We start from the raw sequence: 21808 nt of genomic DNA, 5'->3' as shown, positions 1-21808 counted from the left end.
GTGGTATGGCTACATATAAATATACAGCAAGAAATTTGGCTTCTAAGAAAATAAGCGGTGAGATGGAAGCGCTGAGTCGTGAAGAACTTTCAAGAAAGCTTCGTCAGGATCATCTTTATCTAATCGATTGTAAAGAAGCAGTCAGCGTTAACGCCGGCGAATATAAAATGAAACTAAATGAACTTTCTTCCTTTTCCCGTGATATTGGCACCATGCTGTCTGCTGGTTTAAGTTTGATCAATATTTTTAGCATTATGATCAAAAGGGAAACGAAGGATAAATTAAAAAATATTTATAATGATATTTATATCCAGTTACAGCGTGGGGAGACATTGTCTTCAGCGATGGAGATGCAAGGTAAGGCCTTTCCCTCTTTGATGATTCAGATGTATCGTTCTGGAGAAACAAGCGGACAAATGGCTCAAGTAGCATTGACGATGGCGAAACAATATGAAAAAGATCATCGATTGAATAAAAAAGTGCAGAGTGCAATGATTTATCCGATTGTTTTGGTCATTGTGACCATATTGGTATTGATTGTTATATTTGTGGGGGTACTGCCAAAGTTCTTTGATTTATTTGATGGGGTAGAGGTCCCTTGGATTACAACGTTGATTATGGGAATGGCAAAAGGATTTATGAATAATTGGCTTTATTTGCTGATTGGTTTTTTAGTCCTTTTAATCTTCTTAAGTTCATTATTGCAAGTAAAAAGCATCCGTTTATGGGTTGATCGAAAGAAATTGAAAATTAAGAAATTTGGGCGATTGATGAGTATTATTTATACAGCTCGTTTTGCAAGAACATTATGTTCGCTATATAGCAGTGGAATTGGTATTGTTACGGCGCTGATGATTACACGCTCAACCATTGGCAACAAGTATTTGGAGAGCCAGTTTGATCAGGTGATAAGAAGTGTAAGAAGCGGAACATCCTTATCAAATTCTATCAGTGATGTTGACGGGTTTGATCCTAAACTGACGAGCAGTATCTATGTTGGAGAAGAAAGCGGGCGTTTAGGTGATATTCTTACTTCATTAGCAGATGATTTTGATTATGAAGCAGAAGTAGCATCCACACAGTTGGTGGCAATTATGGAACCTTTGATGATCATTATCTTAGCGCTTATTATCTTAGTTGTAGTCTTAGCGGTCATTTTGCCGATCTATTCTATCTATCAAAATGCCGGGAAATTGTAGGAGGATAATCTATGGAAACTGTCATGTATTTATCGAATCGTGGTATCCAGGTAGTACAGGGAACTTACGAACACCAAACTTTAAAAATTAATCAATGCCGTGTTTATCCTTTTGATGAAGGGGTTATTATTGATGGAACTATCTTAAATGAGGATAGTGTACGCCATGTGTTGGCACAGACAAAAGGGCTGGGAATTAATAAGGCGAGGCTTGTCTTGTGTACAGGAAAAATCTTAAAAAAGATTGCAATCTTACCTAAAGCAAGGGAGCGAGAGATGCGCCAATTAATCGTTGATGAATTAAGAGATATTAATGATACTCAAGAAGCGTTCTTATATGATTACACCATTTTAAGAAGTAAATTAGAGGACCAAAATGGTGTAGAGGTGTTATGCGTGGGGGTAGAAAGAGAATTTCTTGAAACTTATATCACTTTATTTAATAGTGTTAATATTGAACTTCAAAGTGTGGATGTAGGGACAAACGCCATTATCAAACTAGCAAATGCAATTCCTGAATTAAACGAGAAATCTTACATTATTATGACGATTGATGGGAATGACTTAACGAGCTATATGTTTAATCAAGGACATTATGTATTCTCCCATAAATCCAGATTATTAGCTGAACAGGGAAGTCAGGCATTTATTTCAGAATTAACGAACAGTCTTTCACAGCTGATTCAGTTTAGACGTGGCGGCGGTAAAGATGAAAAGATTGAAAATGTTTATTTATGCGGAGATACCGTTGGAAATGAAGAAATGACATTTGAAACAATTGGAGACAGTTTGGATGTTAAAGTGGATTACTTGATGCCATCCCTTTGTTTTTCCAGTGTAAACGGGGCAAAGATTGATTATTACCAGTATGCCTATCCGTTAGGTACCATGATTAGAAGGAAGGGGAAATAAGATGTTTAACAGTAATAAAGATATCGACTTATTGGTCCCCTATAATTATAAAGAATCTTTCTATAGTAAACATCGTGCAGTGATTAAGCACATTATTCCTATAGTGTGTATTATTGTGGTATTTATCGGAGGATTTATTTATTTGAATGCAGACATACATAAAAAACAACAGAATGTTTTGGATATGCAAAATAATATTACGGATTTACAGACAAAATTGGCACTTACCAATCGTCAGGAAGAATATAACCTGTATGTGCAGATTGATAAAAACAATAAAAATTTAGAAGAGATCACAACAAATCTTGATAGTTATCCGACTTTAGATAAATATCTTTTAGTAGCCATTGATTCTGCCTGTTCATCAAATAGTACGATTAAAACAATGGTGTATAATTATGAAACAGCAACAGTGGATATTTATATTGAAACAACGGATGTAACTAAAGGGGAAAATGTGGTTAGAACTTTGAAATCATTGCATTATTTTAGTTCTGTCAGTCATGCAGGGTATACCGGTAATGAAACGACAACAGTGACAACTGAAAAAGAAACATTAGAATTAAAATATAATATGAAGATTACCTGTGTATTGGAGGCAAATTAAGATGAAAACATTGACACATAGAGAAAAAACGCTTCTGTACATTTTATTGTTATTGTTAATTTGTGTAGGGGGATGGATGTTTTTGATCCAACCTTCATTAACTAGGCAAAGAATTCTTAAAAATGAATACGATACGCTTAAAGGTACTTATCAAACTTTAGAGAGCAGTCAGATGGATTATAGTACTTTAGATGAGGATATGAAGAATGCCGCTAACAAATACGCTGAACTAAGTGAACGTTTTTATAAAACCACTTTTAACAGTGAGGATGTAGATGACCTTTATACAAAGAAAACCGTGAATTATGCTTTATTGCCATTGGATTTATCAATTAAATTCTCAGTTACGGATACTATTAAACCGTTTGGTGAAACGAAAGAGGAAGACACTAAGACCGAAACAAAAACAGAGGATCAGACAATAGAAGAAATGTTTGCTTCTAAAGTGATGCCTTGTTACGAAGTGACACAGCGTGTACGAGGGTTACCTGAAAATGTATATGCGTATATTGAGGATATGAATGCCGATAAAGGAATGCAGCTGGCTACTTTAGTTGCTGCTCCAAGTACGACAGTCAAGGGACAATATGAGTTTACTTTAACATTTATCTTATATTTGATATAAAAAAGAAAGTGGGTGGAATGATGAAGAAAAATGAACGTGGTTCGGCTTTAGTCTGGGCAATAGTTGTAATCATGGTCATTACAATCATCATTGCTGCGGGACTTATGATTGTACAAAAGAATTACAATACATCGATTAAAAATGCCAGCCGTACTCAGGCAGAGTTGTCTGCACGCTCAGCAATAGACAGTGTTGTTTATGCTTTAGAAACCGGAGATTATGATAAAACTTTGATCCCTGAAAAAACAGATGACAGTCTTACTTTAGAGATTACGTTACCCGAGAATATGGGAACGGTAGAAGAAGCTTATATTACGCTTAAAACGAGCGCCGAGGATCAAACAGTCACCTATTTAGTTGTAGGAGTAAGTACAAAATACAATAATCAAACTGCATCGATGTCTGCTTATCTCTATGATGATGGCGGAAACTGGAAATTAGATTATTATGGTGGTGAAGAGTATGTTAAATAGAAAGGGAATGACTTTAATTGAAGTAGTCATTGCGACCGCTATTATTTCCATTGGTGCCGCAGTGCTTTATTCCGGGTTTACAACGGTGGCAAAAATGATGATTGATTCAAAGGTTTATACGCAAAATGTGAACGATCAGTTATCGGCTCTTAATGGAAAAGAAAACAACGGTTCGCAGTTAACACAAAATGATACGACTATTATGATTAAAGCGAATGGAAAAGAGATTGAAATAGAGGGAACACTGGTAACGGCTTCAAGTGAAGTGGATACGGTGGGAACATTAAATTTAAAAAAGATCGGCTATGGCGAGGTGGAAGAAAAAAGTAATATTGATTCTGTTATCAAAGACTGGACAGAGCTATTGATTCAGCAAGCGATGTTGGCTACACAAAACGATCGTATAAATTATTATAATCAACTGTTAGCCCAGAAAGGTGTTGAACCAGTCACAAATAATTATTATGGGTCTTATAGTAACGATTTATTGAATATTGTATATTTTCTGAGATATCAGGATAATGGATTTTATCCTACTTTAGAAAAAGAAGTGATAGACCGATGTAACACTATTTTTGATAATGATCATAAACCCCCTATTGCCACTTCGCATGAAGCAAATATGCGCTTAGGAGATAAGCAGTATTATATACATGCCTATATTGCGAATCCAGATGAATTATGTGCAAAAATTAGGGCTAAGAATGGAGAAATTACATCTCAAGAAATCGCTGAATATGTGATTTATTATGCCGCGACATCTTCTACCAATGCGAATACTTATCAATGGCGAACCTCGCTTGTCTATAATCAAGCCGAAAAAGCATGGTATTATAAGAGATTTCCTTCTGGTAATATGGATAAGGATTCTTATATTGCAGTATCAAATTATCTAAAGACAGATGCCAGTGAATTATATTTAGAATTCTTAAACCCAACCAAATGGGCTAAAATTAAATAATTAAAGGAGGGAGAATGAATGAAACGAAAATTAGGTCATAAAGGTTTTACTTTAGTTGAAATCGTAGTTGTGTTATTGATTGTTTCAATCGTTATGGCATTAGCTGGATCTATCATTCTCTCTTCTTTTGATTTATTTGGAGACTCTGCGCAAGAAGATGTCAGTAAGCGAGCGTTAGATGAGATTAGTCGCTATGTTAATGGTGAACTGGAATATGCCAGTGATATACGGATTGCGCCTACTAAACCCGAGGGCGATAATTGGTGTTATCTGGATATCGTTGATGGCACTTTAGTGCAAAACGATGATGCGGGAAATGTGATGAAGGAGTATAAAGTTTTTTCAAGTGCATTTTATTATGGCAATCAGTTGGAGATGAGGCTATCAGATTTTGTGAATAGCGATCAGTTTGACATCCAGTATTCTTTTATAAAGAATGAAAAAGAAGAATATAAAGTGCAAAATACCTTAAGGTTTTCCAATTTGACATTAAGATCGGAAAAAGAAAGTGATTATTTACCATTCGACGGATTAAATGTGTCTTATGCCCTTTCCAGTCAAAATGTTCGTATTTATTATATAAGAAAAGCGGTACAAACCGTGGTCGATGAAAAACCATTGAAAGCAACAGGAACAGTGGCGGATCAGATTGCATTCTTGAATAATTATAATAATACTCAGTTATGGATAGAAAATTTCCTATATCGTCGCGGAGATATGGTGTTCTATAATGGGTATTGGTGGTATTGCATGGTGGAATACTCATCTACGACTCAGCCACCTGATCAGCAGAATAGTACTTGGAAGAAAATAGATGCTTATTTTGATACGAAAAGTGGTTATCAAAGAGGGGATATTATCATTTTTGAAGAAAACTATTATCGCTGTAAAGTAGATATAATTCAAACCGGATATAATCCGATTCCAACAGATCCGAACAGTGGTCATTGGGAACTATTAAAGGACACGGCGGATAAGACGATAGAAGAAATCCTCAAAGGAACGGTCTATACAAATTCTTATCAGATCAAAGTTCAGACGGTTCGTAATGAATTAGATGGTGCAACGAATATAAAAGAGTATCAAAAAGGACAAAGTTACCAAAAAGAGGAGATCGTTAAGATCTACGCAAATGGGTATGATGGGGACGATGATTTGGCAGATTACTATATCTGTATTTCAGGAAGTACAAAAGAAGATCCGCAAAACAGCGATAAATATGAATGGAAACATCTGCAGATTCGATTTGATGATTTAAGTGGTTATGAAAAAGAGGACGTTGTTTATTATTATAGTGGTGGTGCTTTCTATATTAAGGCACAGCAAAAAATTAAAGATAAAACAGATCCAAAAAATGATATTTATAATGCACAGCAATATTGGAAGAGTGTAGGAAACTAAAATAAAGGAGAATCGGTTATGAAAAATATACCTATCGGTGAAGTATTAAAAGAATATGGCTATATAGATGATGAACAATTAAATATTGCTTTAAATGCACAAAAAGAAGACCGTTCAATGCGTTTAGGGGAGCATCTTGTTCGTTTGGGGTTCATTACTGAAGAACAAACCTTACAGGCTTTATCCGATAAACTGGCTGAACCGATTATTTCTTTAGGAACAATTGATGTTAGTATGGAAGCTGTGGAAAAGATACCTGAACCGGTTGCTAAGAAATACAATATCTTTGCCTACGGACTAGATGAAACAGGAAATTTAATGGTAGTTACTAATGACCCGTTGAATTTCTATGGAATAGAAGATGTGCGTTTAGTAACAGGGTTGAATATTAAAGTTGCACTTGCAACCAAAAGTGAAGTAAATAACGCCATCCACTATTATTACCAAGAACTTGAAACACGCAAAGTAGCCAGTCAGGTGAATAGTAATGTGCAAAAGGTAAATGATGATATTTTAGATTTGTTTGATGCGAATGAAGATGATACACCGGTAGTTAAATTGTTTAACTCATTGGTTAGTCGTGGATATACGAATAATGCCAGTGATATTCATATAGAACCGTTTGAGGATGAAATCCTAGTTCGTATGCGTATTGACGGGATGATTGTTGATTTTTTAAAGTTAAATAAAAGTTTACTTGATTCATTAGTGGTTCGTATTAAAATTTTATCCAATTTGGATATTGCAGAAAAACGCATACCGCAGGATGGACATTTTGTGGGGGTGATTGATGGCATAGAAATTAATGCTCGTGTTTCAATTATTCCTACAATTTTCGGAGAAAAGGTAGTACTGCGATTTTTAAATATGAACGCAAAAATTGTACAGCAGAATACGTTTGGAATGACACCTGAAAATTACAAAAAGATGTGTAAAATGATTAATATGCCTCATGGGATTATTTATGTAACAGGACCTACAGGAAGTGGGAAAACAACAACGCTTTATATGATTTTAGAGGAATTGTCAAAGCGTCAAATCAATATCTCTACCATTGAAGATCCAGTTGAAAAACGCATTGATCGTGTTAACCAAATGCAGGTAAACAATATGGCTGGTTTGACTTTTGAAAGTGGATTGAGAGCTTTATTAAGACAGGACCCTGATGTCATCATGGTTGGGGAAACACGTGATGCAGAAACAGCCGCTATTTCAGTCAGAGCTTCTATTACAGGACATTTAGTCTTTTCGACCCTGCATACCAATGATGCGGTCAGCGCCATTGTACGTTTGGAAGATATGGGAGTAGAACCTTATATGGTGGCAAACTCTTTAGTGGGTGTTGTTGCACAACGTTTAGTTCGTACGATTTGTCCGCATTGCAAAGAAAAAGTTCCAGCCAGTGCTGCTGATAAAGTGGCGGTAGGAGAGGACATTGACTATGTCTATCATGGAAAGGGATGTCCAAACTGCAATAATACAGGATATAAAGGACGTATGGCGATACATGAAATCATAATTATAGACAGTCAAGTACGTAAAATGGTTTCAGCTCATGCGGATATTGATGATATCTATGCTTATATAAAAGATAGTCAACATCTTGTTTCATTAGGAGATGGAGCATTGGAGTTAGTGAAAGCTGGGCAAACGACAGTGGAGGAATTACAGAAAGTTGTCGTCTACCTATAATAGGAGGAAGAAGTATAATGAGTAAAATAAATGAAATTTTAGCTTATGCGCGACAACAGAAATGTTCGGATGTTCATATTAGTGAGGGTGAAAATATTAAGCTTAGAAAAGATGGAAATTTGTTTGATTATTTTGAACCGATGGATGCCTCGTTATCACATTCAATGATAGAATCCATCATACCGGAATATTTAATCGAAGCTTTTGATCATCGAAGAGACTTAGATTTTGTCTATGTTGACGATCAAAACATGCGTTATCGTGTAAATATATTTCGTCAGCAATACAAAGTGTGTGCAGCTATTCGTGTGATTAATGAAGAGATTCTATCTATTGAGCAATTAAATCTTCCGCCTATCTTGAAAGAATTAGCCATGGCACCTAATGGGCTGGTATTGATTACGGGTCCAACCGGAAGTGGAAAATCTACATCTTTAGCGGCAATTATTGATTATATTAATGAACGTCGCAACTGTCATATTCTGACGGTTGAAGATCCTGTGGAATATGTATATAAGCAAAAGCAGGCACTCATTCATCAAAGAGAAATCGGAGCCGATGTCAGCGGTTTTGACGAAGCACTTCGTTCGGCTATGCGTGAAGATCCGGATGTAATACTGGTAGGAGAAATGCGCGATTATGAAACCATGAGTGCTGCGATTACATTGGCTGAAACCGGACATTTGGTGTTTTCAACACTGCATACAATTGGAGCAGCGAAAACAATTGATCGTATTATTGATGTGTTTCCATCAGAAAAACAGGAGCAGATTCGTATGCAGTTATCCGGAGTAATTAATGCAGTAATCACACAGACATTATTACCAAAAGCAGATGGTACAGGTCGTATTGCCGGATTTGAAATCATGATCGGAACAGATGCAATCAAGAATCTTATTCGTAAAAAAGAAATCCATCAAATTGATTCCGTTATACAAACAGGTAAAAGTGTCGGGATGCAATCTTTAAATTTCTCTTTGGCACAATTAGTGAGAGAAAGAAAAATATTGCTTCAAGATGCTCAGAAAGTTGTAAAAGACCTTAATGAGTTTAATCAATTTTTATAAAAATAAAGATGGGTTTTCTTTGATTGAATTAATTGTTGTAATCGCTATTATTGTTATCTTAGCTGCTGCTGTTGCACCTAATTTAAGTTGGTTTGTTAAAGATGCTAAAGAGGAGGAATTGATTGCACAAGGCAAGGTAGTCTTGATCAGTACAGAAACAAAGATTGCTGATTTGCGAAAAACAGCGACAGATACGGGGCAGTCACTGCAAGATTTGGTTAACTTGAAGAAAGATGAAATCTTAAAAGATGCCGAATTAATCGGGCAAGTTGATCCGGAAACTTTTTTCATCGAGGTTAAGAATCGACAATTATATTATTTTGAATTTGTTTTAGAGGGACAATATGTTTGCTATAATGATGGGGAAGTATATGTCAATAAGACATCTCAATCTGGAAATAGCGGAAATCTTTTGTCTGCATATCAATTTTTAGTATATAAGGGTACGAATCTGTTTTAGACTTTTCACTATTTAAGGAGTAAATAAAATGAATTATATGGATTTAATAAGTAATTTCAAACCTAGCAATGAGCAAGAGGAAACAGATTATCGTATTATACAAAACTACATTGAGACTTATCGAGACAATGTTCTTTTGCGTGATAATGAAATCGCTCATATTACGAGTTCAGGCTTTATTATGAATCCAACATTGGATAAAGTATTGTTGATTCATCACAATATCAGAAATGCTTGGGCATGGACAGGCGGTCATGCTGATGGGGATGCTGATTTACTTGGTGTGGCGATTAAAGAAGCAAGAGAGGAAACGGGAGTACAGCATATCACGCCTCTTACCGATAAAATTGCTTCTGTGGATATTTTACCGGTATTTAGTCACACTAGACGTGGTCAATATGTCAATGCACATCTGCATTTATCTGTTGCCTATATACTAATCTGTGATGAAGGTGAGCCTTTATCAATATGTCCGGGGGAAAACACGGGTGTGGAATGGCTGTCTATTGATAAGTTTACAAATGAATACTTTGATAACCATGATGTATATTTGTATAATAAACTGATTCAATTTGCTAAAAATATAAACAATAATCAATAATCTATATAGTATGGGGTCTTGGGTTTCAAGACCTTTTTGTATTGGGATCATGGAATAACGAATAGTTTCTAAATGATGGGATTCAAATAATAATTAAGTGAGGAATAGTTTCACTTTTGCTGATTGCTGCATATGTTATATAGGTGAATAAAATGACAACAATAAGTGTATGCATGATTGTGAAGAATGAAGAAGATGTATTGGATCGTGCTTTAAGTTCAATTCAAGAAATTGCGGATGAGATTATCGTTGTTGATACGGGATCAACGGATCATACTAAACAAATTGCGAAAAAATATACAGATCAGATTTATGATTTTGTATGGTGCAATGATTTTTCTAAAGCTAGAAATTATTCTTTTTCTAAGGCTACAAAAGATTACTGTATGTGGCTTGATGCAGATGATGTAATTTTGGATAAAGACAGAGAAGGATTGCTGGAACTGAAAAAAAACTTATCGGAAGATGTTTCTGTCGTTATGATGAGGTATAACACTGGTTTTGATAAAGAGGGTAAACCTACATTTACGTATTATCGTGAACGGCTTTTAAGAAGGTGTGATAATTTCCGTTGGGGTGGTTTTGTACATGAAGCTATTTCACCTAGAGGGAAAATAATCTATAGTGATGTAGCTATTAGTCATAAGAAAATAAAACAATCGAATCCTAAACGTAATCTTCAAATATTTAGAAGTAAGTTAAAGGAAGGCGCTGTTTTTACTCCCAGAGAAATTTTTTATTATGCTAGAGAATTGTACTATCATCGACAATACGATGAAGCAATTACAGAATTTAAACATTTCTTAAATACTAAAAAAGGATGGATTGAAAACAATATTTCTGCCTGTCAGTTCCTTGGATATTGTTATTATCAGCTAGGTAATATGCAAGAAGCTATTACATGGTTGTTGAATAGTATGCGTTATGATCTGCCAAGAGCGGAAGTTTGCTGTGACTTAGGAAAATATTTCTTTGAGATGCGTTCTTATGAACAAGCTATTTATTGGTATGCTGTGGCGATGTCTTGTAAACGTGATGATACTTCAGGTGCTTTTGTACTGCCAGATTGTTACGATTATATTCCTAGTATTCAAATATGCTTGTGTTATGATACGTTGGGAGATTATGAAACTGCTAATTTCTATAATGAATTGGCTGGGCAAGCAAAACCTGATAATCCAGCATATTTACAGAATAAGCGATACTTTGAGCGAAGATTAAAAAACAAAGAATAGCGGATTCCAATTATTTGTTTCGACAAATGATTGGAGTTTTTTTGTATTAAAGATAATCTTATTTATGAAGATAACACATGCCTCTTTATTTTAAATGCGTATCTTATATTAGACCAATTAAAGGAGGTGAAATAATGGATAACAGATATGAGCACTGCTGGAGTTGTATGCCTAATTGTTGTTCTCCAATTATTATTAACTGCCCTGAGAGTATTACTGGTCCCACTGGAAGTACAGGACCAACGGGAGCTACAGGAGCTACTGGTTTGACAGGTGCTACTGGACCAACAGGAGAACAGGGTCCAATAGGAATTACCGGTCCCACCGGAAACACAGGTCCCACTGGAAGTACAGGACCAACCGGAGCCACAGGAGCTACTGGTTTGACAGGTGCCACTGGTCCAACAGGAGAACAGGGTCCAATAGGAATTATCGGTCCTACTGGAAGTACAGGTCCTACGGGAGCTACAGGAGCTACTGGACCAACAGGCGAACAGGGTCCGATAGGAATTACCGGTCCTACCGGAAACACAGGTCCTACTGGAAGTACAGGACCAACAGGAGCTACAGGAGCTACTGGTTTGACAGGTGCCACTGGACCAACAGGAGAGCAGGGTCCGATAGGAATTACCGGTCCTACTGGGAACACAGGTCCAACCGGGGCAACAGGACCTACGGAAGATGATATATTTGCATCTTTTATAAACTTTGGTGCATCATTTACAAATGCAGCTTTAATGCCAATGGGAATCGGGGTGGCTGATACAACAGGTAATATTGTATTAACAGATCCAACCCGTATTACTCTTCAACCAGGAATTTATTCTATTTTTTATGAAGTTTCCGGCTTATTGTCGGAATCTGGCTTTATTCAGATTACTCCATATTATAATGCTAGTCCACATATTGAATATGGGATTTATTTTATGACAAATGGTACAGGTAGAGCAAGCGCATTTGGAGCAGTGTCGTTTATTATTGAAGTACCAACTGAAAGTGTATTTAACCTCACGTTTAATAGCCCAGTAACAGTGACAGAAGGGACACTGACAATGGTAATTTTTAAATTAAGACGGACCACCTAATATACTTTTTAATATCTAATGTTTACAATTTTGAAATATTTATGATATCTATAATTTGATCAACTATAAATTATATAAGAAAGAGTATTAAGTATTATTTTCTCTGTCATTGTTGTTAGTGCAATAGAAGGCATAAGTTGTATTGTAAATGATATAAGTCAATTTGAAATAGTTTTAAATAATCATGTTTAAGAATAAGGCGAGTTGAATCTTGTCATTTGTTCCATATAGTATAGATTTTTTTAATTATTCTTAATTTTTATTTTGAAGAGTGAATTTTTGAAAAGAGAAAATTGATACAGGGTTATCTCCACAGACGCATTATGAAATAATGCATATATTAAATTAGATCGGAAAGAGAGGTGAAGGAAATGATCAACGGAAATATGTTTAATGGAAATATGTGTTGTCCTGGATCTCGTTGTTGTCCACCTGTTATTGTGAATTGTCAGACTGGTGTGACAGGACCAATCGGACCAACAGGACCAACAGGGCCAAGAGGTTATCCAGGGAATCCCGGACCAATAGGTCCAACTGGGCCTACGGGCTCAACGGGATCAATAGGGTATCCTGGTAACACTGGTCCAACAGGACCAACAGGACCAATGGGATATCCAGGTCCAACCGGTGCAACAGGGGTTACTGGACCAACCGGACCGATTGGGTTTCAGGGAAATACAGGGGCTACCGGTCCAACTGGAGCCACTGGAGTTACTGGACCAACAGGTCCAATTGGGTTGCAAGGAAATACTGGTCCAACTGGAGCGACTGGACCTACTGGATTACCAGGATCGAATGGTGTAACCGGACCGACTGGACCAACGGGACCAATAGGAGCCACAGGAGCTAATGGTGTTACAGGGAATACAGGACCAATTGGTGCCACTGGACCTACCGGTGCTAATGGAATTACAGGACCAACAGGAGCCAGAGGAGCTACTGGTGCAAACGGTATAACTGGCCCAACGGGTGCTAGAGGTGCCACTGGACCTACTGGTGCAAGTGGAAATACAGGAGCAACCGGACCCACAGGAGCAGACGGTCTCCAAGGACCAACAGGTGCAACAGGAAATACCGGAGCAGATGGAGCCACTGGTGCTACTGGCCCAACGGGTGCAACTGGACCTACTGGTGCAGATGGAGCCACAGGACCAACAGGAACTACAGGAAATACGGGAGCAGATGGAGCTACAGGGCCGACCGGACCAACGGGTGTAACCGGACCAACCGGTGCAGATGGAGTCACAGGCCCAACTGGTGCCACTGGACCGACTGGAGCGGACGGAGCTACAGGACCAACAGGGGCAACTCCTGTTGTTACGATTGGGCCAACCACTACAGGAGATCCTGGAACAGAAGCAGATGTCATAACAACAGAAACACCGGATGGTATAGAATTAAATTTCATTGTACCAAGAGGTGATACAGGTCCAAGCGGTGGCGGTGGATTAATTGCATATGGTGGCAAATATAACGATGCTTCACAAACGATAAATTTAGCTGTCGGTGCTACGACTACTTTACCTTTACCAGCTGTTATGCCTGCTAACAATGTGACACTAGGAGCAGACAATATAACGATTGAGCAAAGTGGTGTATATGAAATCAACTATATGTTTAATGCTTCTGCCTCATTAGGAGCTGCAGTAACATTATCGGTACGAAGAAATGGAACGGATATTCCAAGTACAGAAGAAAGACATTTATTGGCTATTGGTATAGAATCAATCTATTCTGGAAGTGTAATTACAACTTTAGATGCCGGTGATGTTATTGATATGGCTGTAACATCATTACTCGCTTTAACATTGACTTTAAGTACAGGAGTAACAGTCACGTTAAGTGTAAAGAAACTGGATAATCCAAGTATTCCGAATGCTTAATAAATTAGCTGCAAAGAGGTTACAATATCTAAAGATATCGTAACTTCTTTTTTGTTGAAGAGATTTTGTAAAACGAACAAAAATAGAGGATAAGGGGTTGTAAAAAATAGTCAATACGTTATTCTAATAATAAGGATTGACCGGTAAAGTCAATTTTGATAAAGGAACGATGAAGTAAAAAGGCAGGAGGGAGGAAAGCAGAATGAATGATAAATTCTATACACTTCCAGAGGAAAAGCAATTAAGAATTATCAATGCGGCGATGGAAGTATTTGGGAAAAATGAATATAAAAAGGCATCTACAGATTTAATTGCCGTAAAAGCAGGAATATCAAAAGGGCTTCTATTTTACTACTTTCATAATAAAAAAGAGTTATATCTTTATGTTTATAATTACTTGATGGAAATAATGAAAGCACAGGTTGCAGACCATCATTTTTTAGAAATAACAGATTTCTTTGAACTGTTGAAATATGCCGGAACAGGGAAGGTAAAAATACTTGAGAAGAATCCGTATATTATGGAATTTGCCATGAGGGCCTTTTATTCCGAGCAAGAAGCAGTTTCTGATGCTTTAAAAACAATGAATACGGAGCAAGAAGAGATTATGTATCAAATGTATTTTGGAAATATTGATACTGAAAAGTTCCAATCGGGAATAGAACCCTTTAAAATATTTAAAATGTTGAGGTGGATGGGAGATGGGTATATCCATGATATCCAAATGTCAGGGAAAACATTTGATATTGAGACGATGCTGGAAGAATTTAATAGTTGGATGGATATGATGAAAAAATTAGTCTATAAAAAAGAATATCAAGATGATTCTACTAACTCTACATAGTCAAAATAAAAGTATTGTAGAATGATACAGATAGGTTGTAAAAAATAGTCAAAACAGTATTCTAAAAATAGAAGTGAACATTAATGAATTTTAATTTGAGATGAAAAAAGAGGGATTCATTTACTTTTAAATGTTTGGTTTGAAATAGCGATAAGGTAAAATTTTATTGATAAAATGATGGCAGATATTTTGCACATGGCTATATGAAGAAGGAATGGATTCGTTTATTTAGAAGGGATACTAAAAGAATATAAAAACAGTCTTGTGTTAACTAAAATTTACTTATAAGGAGGAACATCAAGATGGGTGTTATTGAAATAAATCATATTACGAAGGATTATGGGAATAAACGTGGTATTTTTGATGTAAGCTTTACTGTCGAAAAAGGGGAGGTTCTTGGCTTTTTAGGACCAAACGGAAGTGGCAAAACAACAACGATTCGGCAATTAATGGGATTTATTAAACCCGATCAAGGGGAAGTGAAGATATTAGGTTTAGATTGTTTTGAAAAAGCAAATCTTGTTCAAAAGGAATTAGGTTATTTGCCAGGTGAAATTGCTTTTATGGAAGAAATGACAGGATTTGAGTTTATTAAATTTATTGCTCAAATGAAAAATATCAAAGATATGAGCAAAGCAGAGGAATTGATGACATTTTTAGAATTAGATGCACGTGGAAAGATGAAGCGAATGTCTAAGGGAATGAAGCAAAAAATAGGTTTAGTTATTGCTTTCATGCAGGATTCCCCCATCTTGATATTAGATGAGCCAACAAGTGGCTTGGATCCATTGATGCAAAATAAGTTTATTGAATTAATTCAGCGATCTAAAAAAGAAGGAAAAACGATTTTGATGTCTTCTCATATTTTTGAGGAAGTAGAGCATACTTGTGATCGAGTAGTGATGATCAAAGAAGGAAGCATAGTCGCTACAGAAACGATGGAAAACCTAAAAAAGAACAGACAGAAACACTATGAAATTCATTTTAATAAAGAAGAAGATGCAATCAAGTTTGCAGAACATTATGTACACTGTCAAAGAGATCGAAATCAAGTCATTTTAACATTGAAAGGGCGCACTAATGAATTGTTGAAAGATTTGAGTCAGTATGATATTAAGGATTTTAATGCAAGACCACAGTCTTTGGAAGAATTATTTTTACATTATTATGGAGGTGGACAGTAATGTTGACGGTTTTATTTAAAAAAGAGTGGAAAGCAAACTATAAAATATTTCTTATATTTATTGCGGTTTTAACTTTATATACATCCGTTATTGTGGCAATGTTTGATCCTAAATTAGGAGAAAGCTTGAATGCAATGAAAGAATCAATGCCACAGATTTTTGCTGCTTTTGGGATGACGGACCCGGGGTTGACAATGCTGGACTTTCTTACCAATTATCTTTATGGATTTATTTTTATAGTGATACCGTTCATTTATATTATCATTATGTGTCATCGTTTGATGAGCCGCTATATTGATAAAGGATCGATGGCTTACTTACTTGCCACCCCTCATACACGTACAAAAGTAATGATGACACAGCTAGGTGTTTTATTAAGTGGGCTGATCATGTTGATTGTGTATGCAGTACTATTAATTATTGGCTGCAGCACGATGTTGTTTGATGAAACTATTGAATTGGGTAAGTTCTTGATGACGAATGTCGGATTGCTCAGCATCCAGATGTTTTTTGCTTGTATTTGTTACTTATGTGCCTGTTGTTTTAATGAAATAAAATTTTCGATTGGGATTGGGGCTGGAATTGGAGTTGCGTCTATTCTTATCCAAATGCTTTCACAAGTAAGTGATAAAATGGAGTTTTTAAAATATATGACGCCCTTAACATTATTTGATGCTAAAGGTCTGCAATCGTTTGAACAGTCGGCAGTAATCGGGATGGTCGTATTATTTCTTGTGTCCATAGCTGCGATTATCTTTGCTCAAGTTTGTTTTAAGAAAAGAGATTTACCATTATAAGGATTAAAGCCAAAATAGGTGGTTGACCTGTTTTGGTTTTTTATATTATATAAAGATTAAAATGCTATTTATGGTAGCAAATACTAAAAAAGAAGAGTGGATGATAGCTGCTCTTCTTTGATTGAGTATTCATTTTGTGATTTATTGTTTAGTTTTGATGTTATTGATTTGTTGAATTACTTGGTCATTGGCTTTGTAAATATTAACGTTAGTAGTGTCTTTTGGTATAACTACTTTATCTAGAGTTGAAGATAGTGAATAGGCATAAGAAATTAAATAATAATTATTATTTTCTTCGTATAACCCTATCACATAGACTCCCCCATTATGAGAAGAATAAATAACACTTTTTGGATTGGTTAAATCAATATTATCTTTTATGGTGTCTAAAGTAACGTCTAATTCTATTGGTAACTTAACCATTTGCTTTGTTTTATCTATTTCAACATAAGCCTCATCTGAATTGTTGATTGCTGAAATAGTTGTTTCTAATGGACTGCTGATAATTTCTGTATGGGAACTGCATCCAACTAGAATAAATAGAATTATGAACATGAATACTAATTTTTTGGCCATAATCTTTCTCTCCTTTTTCATCACTTTAACTTAAATCGATTTTATCTAACCTGCGATTTAAACAGTAAACAACATTAAAAAAACAAATAATGATAATAAAGATATAAAAGATAAGCTCTATAAAATGAAAACTGGAAAGTAAGAACCATCCGTACATACTTATATCACCAAAACATAGTAGGATATATCCTATGGTGACTAAAACAAAAGATAGATTTCTTTTAACATAAACAAATCCAACTAAGTAAATTGAGAATAAAGAGATGAGGTACATGGTGTCTCTTATAAAAATTAATGGATCTATAACTATTGGTTGTTTAAAATAGAAGGTTAAATACAATGTTCTTAATAATTGACATAAAGCAAGAATAAAGCATGCTTTTAAGAAATAGGTAAGTAACCACTTGCTTCTATTTTCGATACGTACAAAATAGTAATAGCTTGCTTCAAAGTGTTTACAAAAAGTAAATGATAGATAAAATATCGGAATAAGGTTATACATAATCCATATAATTAAAGATACATAGAGCATATTATTCATTTTGTCAATACTGTAAAATCCTCGAATAAATTCTATGTTTTTAATATAGATAAGCGCTTTTGGATAAAGAAAGACCATACCTAGATAGAGTAAAATAAATAATAAATCAATTTTATTTATACAACTCTTGATATAAGTTGTATTGATCATCGATAATCGTTTCATTATATTTTGCATCCTTCTCTAAGTATTTTTGATAGGTTTCTTCAATGATTTTTAAATAGGTATCTTTTACATAAGTATAGTCGTTTATTTGTTTTTCAATAATTTCTAGCTCCGGATTGTAGTAATCTTCGTTTGTTATGCAATTTTTAGGAAAAATAATGTCAGCTGATTTGAAAGTATTATAGTGCATGATTAATGCAAAATCATTTATCTCTACGGTATATTGATTAATTTCATCTTTAATAGGAACCTTACTATAAGGTAAAGTAACATAATTATATATGTTTTTCCCTTCGTAGCCTTCAGCTTGTTGTAAAAATAGAATATAATGTTCATCTTTCTTCATAGGAGTGTACCAACTGACGGGTATCCTAAGTTGGTAAAAAGGATTTTCAGCATATTTATTTATATATTTATCATTGAAACCAATTCCCTGAGGATCCCTGATTGATACAGGTTCAAATACATATAATGATTCAGAGCTGCAAGTTCCTTTGTAAATATTTTCTACTTGAACCTCGGCAATGAATACAGAATCGGGCTGTGCATGATGAGTCATCTTCACCTCTACAATCAAATCACTTTCCTTTTCTAACTCTTTAAAAGAACTAACATTAAAGTTATAAATGTTTAATAGCCCATAAGATGTAATACTTTTACTATAAAAGTCTTGAAAATCAACAAGTGTAGAATCCTGATTTAAAATACTATCAACTGTTTCAATCGTTCGATTGGCTTTTAAAATAAGAGAACCGGAAATAGTAATAACTAAGGTTAGACAGACTAATCCTATTCTAAACAAGATCATCTTTTTCAATTTGGTCAACTCCATAATTATCTATTTCATACACTTCATCACACAAGACTTTTATATCTTGAATTCTGTGAGAGGTGATAATAATTATTTTTCCATTCTCTTTTTCTTGCTTTAATAAATCATAAACCATATTTAATCCAGTTTTATCTATACCATTTGTAATCTCATCCAATATGAGTACATCAGGATTTTCCATAATGGCTTGTGCTAGAGCCAAACGTTGCTTCATCCCTGTTGAATAAGTTTTTACTTTACTTTTATCATTCTGTAATCCGACTTTATTTAAAATATCTATTATATCTTGTTCACTAACAAGATTTTTTATTGAAGCTAATATATAAAGATTTTCATAACCAGATAAATAATTATAAAATTGCGGATCGTTAATAACTAATCCAACAGATGGTAGGATATGGATTTCTTTATATAATTGTTTTCCATTATAAAGAATTTGACCGTTATTAGGCTGCATTAATCCGGATAAGATCTTGAACAATACTGATTTCCCACAACCGTTTGGGCCAACGATTCCGTATATTTTACCGGATTCAAATTCTAAATTAATATTTTCAAAAATAGTTCTGTTTTTAAAATGCTTACTGACATTTCTTGCTTCTAATTTATTCATAAACAATTTTTCCTTTCATTTTATAAATGATGAAGGTTCCTATAATACATACTGATAATAACGCTAAAAATATCAACAACCAGTTTTTACACCAAACCGTATCGATAAACTGGATATTGAATAAAGCATTGGGTGCTGGAATAAACATAGTTATATTTTGAAAGAAACTTAATAATCCTCCCAACCCAATAGTGATTGTGAAACATATTTCTCTTTTAAGAAAACATCTAAATAAATAATAATTACCTAAATATAAAAATACGCTGACAACGCTTATTGCAAATAAATAAAAGAGATTCCAACTTTCCCATGGATATCCGAAAACTGATATTATATATATAATTGCGGTAACGTAGATACTATAAAAGCTAACCACTATTAAATCAGTAAGAATATAATGTTTTAAGCGACTATTCTCTCTGGAACTGACAAATGTATTAGAATAGATTTCTTCATTTAGGTGGTGAAAATATAAAATTGGGATTAAAAGTAGACTGTAGAAAAATCTTAGATATACCATTGAATAATATCCGTATCCATCTAAACGCATTAATACTTTCCCACAAAACAATAATATGGGAATAAGTAATAATAATTGTAAATTTCTTTCATTAAATATTAAATGATATCTAATTTTCATGTCTATCCCTCATTTCTTTTAGTGTATATATAGGTAAATAAGATTCCTAATATTATTAGTAAAAAAAACCATGTAGCAAATCCTATCCAACAATAAGGATAAAGACAGTTGTACCAAGCTATTAGGATATTCTCAATAGCGAAGTCAAATAAAAATGATGCACTAAAGATTAGTCTGTATACATAAGCAAGAACAAAGGGAATTATATATATGAGTAAGTATCGTTTTACATTTAATGAAAGCCCGTAGGTAAAAACGCCTATTGCTGCGGCATAAAGACTGGTTAGTACTCCGTAAACTAGACTTACAAAACTTGGATGGGTCATCATGGAGTAAGGCAAAATTAAGGTAGTTGCTCCCCATTTAGTATGAAATTGATTATACATAGATAAGTGATAACTGGCAAAAGTATCTGTTCCTAAATATTGAGTACCAAATATGATATTGTTCGTTAATACTAATACAGCATAAAAAGAAAAATACAGTAAGAAAGATAATAGAAATGTGCTTACAAGACGTGAAATTAAAAATTGATGTTTTCCCATTTTTGTATATAAAATTGTATTGAGTTCTTTTTCATTGTAAATAGGATCAATTATAAAGAATGTAATTAATAATGGGATAGTAGTAATTATTAAGAATTGATTTCCGTATAAAGAATGAGCCAAAACTAATGAAGTTTCAAATATCCCACCAGCTTCAGAAATATTTCCCTCATATTTAATATATTGAGCTGCATTGAATATAAAAGCAAACAACATGATAATAACTATGCTATAAGTAAAGCGTTTATTCATTATCATTAATTTAAAATGGTTTATTATTAGTTTCATTATATCACCATCTTTCGAAAATTTTAAGAAATTAGTTTAGAATAGTATCCTTATTATATTATTTCAATATATAATTAAAATAGGTTATTATTATAATATATGAAAATAGGGAAATTAATCCCTATTAGTGCCAATACGTTCCGTTTACAGTTACTGCATTCATTGTGTCTACATTTCCTTTAAGATATACGTCTTGGCCATTATAACCAGTATAATAATCTTTTCCACTTGTAAAATTAGATCCATTAGTTTCCACAGTACCTGCTAAAAGCCTAATAGAATCTTCATTTTCATAAAGCCAATAAGTAGTTTTGCATGAAGCACTACTACTACCAGTGGTTACTTGTAAAAAATTACTGCTATCACGATTCGTTCCATAAGCCATAGTTTGACCACCTGAACCCCATGGAAACCAATGTGAGAACCCGTCAGATACAGCTGCATTAACATTGCCTACCATTGAAAGCATCATTACGCACACAAAACAAGCTGCTAATATTTTTGTAAATCTTTTCATTTTCTTATCCTCCTTGTTCTTATTTTAATGTTATAAAGATTTAGCAAAATAAATTCGTTTTTTATT

The 21808-nt window shown here is 34.5% G+C and carries 23 protein-coding genes; 17 read left to right on the top strand and 6 right to left on the bottom strand.

Annotation, left to right across the window (positions count from 1 at the left end; translation table 11 throughout):
• The first annotated feature begins 5 nt into the window (after positions 1–5).
• The 17 genes from BN1225_RS10555 (at position 6) to BN1225_RS10475 (ending at position 17025) form a co-directional block, all read left to right on the top strand.
• On the top strand, positions 6–1199 hold the full coding sequence (locus BN1225_RS10555; RefSeq protein ID WP_041139794.1) for a type II secretion system F family protein: 1194 nt from the start codon (positions 6–8) through the stop codon (positions 1197–1199).
• Between the two features lie 11 nt (positions 1200–1210).
• Positions 1211–2110 carry a type IV pilus biogenesis protein PilM gene (pilM, locus tag BN1225_RS10550; protein WP_041139793.1) on the top strand — a complete coding sequence of 300 codons (900 nt, stop codon included), beginning with the start codon at positions 1211–1213 and terminating at the stop codon, positions 2108–2110.
• Position 2111: 1 nt separating this feature from the next.
• Positions 2112–2717 carry a hypothetical protein gene (locus tag BN1225_RS10545; RefSeq protein ID WP_041139792.1) on the top strand — a complete coding sequence of 202 codons (606 nt, stop codon included), beginning with the start codon at positions 2112–2114 and terminating at the stop codon, positions 2715–2717.
• 1 nt (position 2718) lies between these two features.
• On the top strand, positions 2719–3342 hold the full coding sequence (locus tag BN1225_RS10540) for a type II secretion system protein GspM (RefSeq protein WP_041139791.1): 624 nt from the start codon (positions 2719–2721) through the stop codon (positions 3340–3342).
• A gap of 17 nt (positions 3343–3359) precedes the next feature.
• Positions 3360–3815, top strand: coding sequence for a hypothetical protein (locus BN1225_RS10535; protein WP_187117554.1), 456 nt, complete (start codon positions 3360–3362; stop codon positions 3813–3815).
• Positions 3805–4776 carry a prepilin-type N-terminal cleavage/methylation domain-containing protein gene (locus tag BN1225_RS10530; protein WP_041139790.1) on the top strand — a complete coding sequence of 324 codons (972 nt, stop codon included), beginning with the start codon at positions 3805–3807 and terminating at the stop codon, positions 4774–4776. The genes BN1225_RS10535 and BN1225_RS10530 overlap by 11 nt, the downstream gene beginning before the upstream one ends.
• An 18-nt stretch (positions 4777–4794) precedes the next feature.
• A complete protein-coding gene (locus BN1225_RS10525) occupies positions 4795–6177 on the top strand; it encodes a prepilin-type N-terminal cleavage/methylation domain-containing protein (protein ID WP_041139789.1) in 1383 nt (460 codons plus the stop codon).
• Positions 6178–6195: 18 nt separating this feature from the next.
• Positions 6196–7869 carry a GspE/PulE family protein gene (locus BN1225_RS10520; RefSeq protein ID WP_041139788.1) on the top strand — a complete coding sequence of 558 codons (1674 nt, stop codon included), beginning with the start codon at positions 6196–6198 and terminating at the stop codon, positions 7867–7869.
• A gap of 17 nt (positions 7870–7886) precedes the next feature.
• Positions 7887–8936, top strand: a complete 1050-nt coding sequence (locus tag BN1225_RS10515; RefSeq protein WP_041139787.1) for a type IV pilus twitching motility protein PilT — start codon at positions 7887–7889, stop codon at positions 8934–8936.
• Positions 8914–9396 carry a prepilin-type N-terminal cleavage/methylation domain-containing protein gene (locus tag BN1225_RS10510; protein WP_041139786.1) on the top strand — a complete coding sequence of 161 codons (483 nt, stop codon included), beginning with the start codon at positions 8914–8916 and terminating at the stop codon, positions 9394–9396. Before BN1225_RS10515 ends, BN1225_RS10510 begins: the two co-directional genes overlap by 23 nt.
• Positions 9397–9424: 28 nt before the next feature.
• Positions 9425–9997, top strand: a complete 573-nt coding sequence (locus BN1225_RS10505; protein ID WP_041139785.1) for an NUDIX hydrolase — start codon at positions 9425–9427, stop codon at positions 9995–9997.
• Positions 9998–10149: 152 nt separating this feature from the next.
• Positions 10150–11232 (top strand): glycosyltransferase, encoded by a 1083-nt coding sequence (locus BN1225_RS10500; protein ID WP_041139784.1) that lies wholly within the window; start codon positions 10150–10152, stop codon positions 11230–11232.
• A 134-nt stretch (positions 11233–11366) separates the two neighbouring features.
• Positions 11367–12317 carry a collagen-like domain-containing protein gene (locus BN1225_RS15055; RefSeq protein WP_147585209.1) on the top strand — a complete coding sequence of 317 codons (951 nt, stop codon included), beginning with the start codon at positions 11367–11369 and terminating at the stop codon, positions 12315–12317.
• Between the two features lie 371 nt (positions 12318–12688).
• Complete coding sequence (locus BN1225_RS14530; RefSeq protein WP_052466574.1) at positions 12689–14200, top strand: collagen-like protein; 1512 nt, start codon at positions 12689–12691, stop codon at positions 14198–14200.
• A gap of 202 nt (positions 14201–14402) precedes the next feature.
• Positions 14403–15044 (top strand): TetR/AcrR family transcriptional regulator, encoded by a 642-nt coding sequence (locus tag BN1225_RS10485; protein ID WP_041139783.1) that lies wholly within the window; start codon positions 14403–14405, stop codon positions 15042–15044.
• Between the two features lie 302 nt (positions 15045–15346).
• Positions 15347–16228 carry an ABC transporter ATP-binding protein gene (locus BN1225_RS10480; RefSeq protein WP_041139782.1) on the top strand — a complete coding sequence of 294 codons (882 nt, stop codon included), beginning with the start codon at positions 15347–15349 and terminating at the stop codon, positions 16226–16228.
• On the top strand, positions 16228–17025 hold the full coding sequence (locus BN1225_RS10475) for an ABC transporter permease subunit (protein ID WP_041139781.1): 798 nt from the start codon (positions 16228–16230) through the stop codon (positions 17023–17025). The genes BN1225_RS10480 and BN1225_RS10475 overlap by 1 nt, the downstream gene beginning before the upstream one ends.
• A gap of 141 nt (positions 17026–17166) precedes the next feature.
• On the opposite strand, the gene BN1225_RS10470 is transcribed toward BN1225_RS10475, so the two are convergent.
• The 6 genes from BN1225_RS10470 to BN1225_RS10440 all read right to left on the bottom strand — a co-directional run bounded on the left by BN1225_RS10470 (position 17167) and on the right by BN1225_RS10440 (position 21742).
• Positions 17167–17601, bottom strand: a complete 435-nt coding sequence (locus BN1225_RS10470; RefSeq protein ID WP_041139780.1) for a hypothetical protein — start codon at positions 17599–17601, stop codon at positions 17167–17169.
• 653 nt (positions 17602–18254) lie between these two features.
• Entirely contained in the window at positions 18255–19124 is an 870-nt protein-coding gene (locus tag BN1225_RS10460; protein ID WP_041139778.1) for a hypothetical protein, read from the bottom strand.
• A complete protein-coding gene (locus BN1225_RS10455) occupies positions 19102–19752 on the bottom strand; it encodes an ABC transporter ATP-binding protein (RefSeq protein ID WP_041139777.1) in 651 nt (216 codons plus the stop codon). Before BN1225_RS10455 ends, BN1225_RS10460 begins: the two co-directional genes overlap by 23 nt.
• Positions 19745–19900 (bottom strand): hypothetical protein, encoded by a 156-nt coding sequence (locus tag BN1225_RS14790; RefSeq protein WP_156133056.1) that lies wholly within the window; start codon positions 19898–19900, stop codon positions 19745–19747. The genes BN1225_RS10455 and BN1225_RS14790 overlap by 8 nt, the downstream gene beginning before the upstream one ends.
• A 494-nt stretch (positions 19901–20394) precedes the next feature.
• A complete protein-coding gene (locus BN1225_RS10445) occupies positions 20395–21225 on the bottom strand; it encodes a hypothetical protein (protein WP_041139775.1) in 831 nt (276 codons plus the stop codon).
• A gap of 124 nt (positions 21226–21349) precedes the next feature.
• Positions 21350–21742 carry a hypothetical protein gene (locus BN1225_RS10440; protein WP_041139774.1) on the bottom strand — a complete coding sequence of 131 codons (393 nt, stop codon included), beginning with the start codon at positions 21740–21742 and terminating at the stop codon, positions 21350–21352.
• Between the last annotated feature and the right edge of the window lie 66 nt (positions 21743–21808).

The sequence above is a fragment of the Beduini massiliensis genome, from assembly GCF_000829905.1.
Classification (GTDB): domain Bacteria; phylum Bacillota_I; class Bacilli_A; order Erysipelotrichales; family Coprobacillaceae; genus Beduini; species Beduini massiliensis.
Note: the sequence above shows the minus strand (reverse complement) of the source record. Positions and strands in the feature narration are given on the sequence as shown.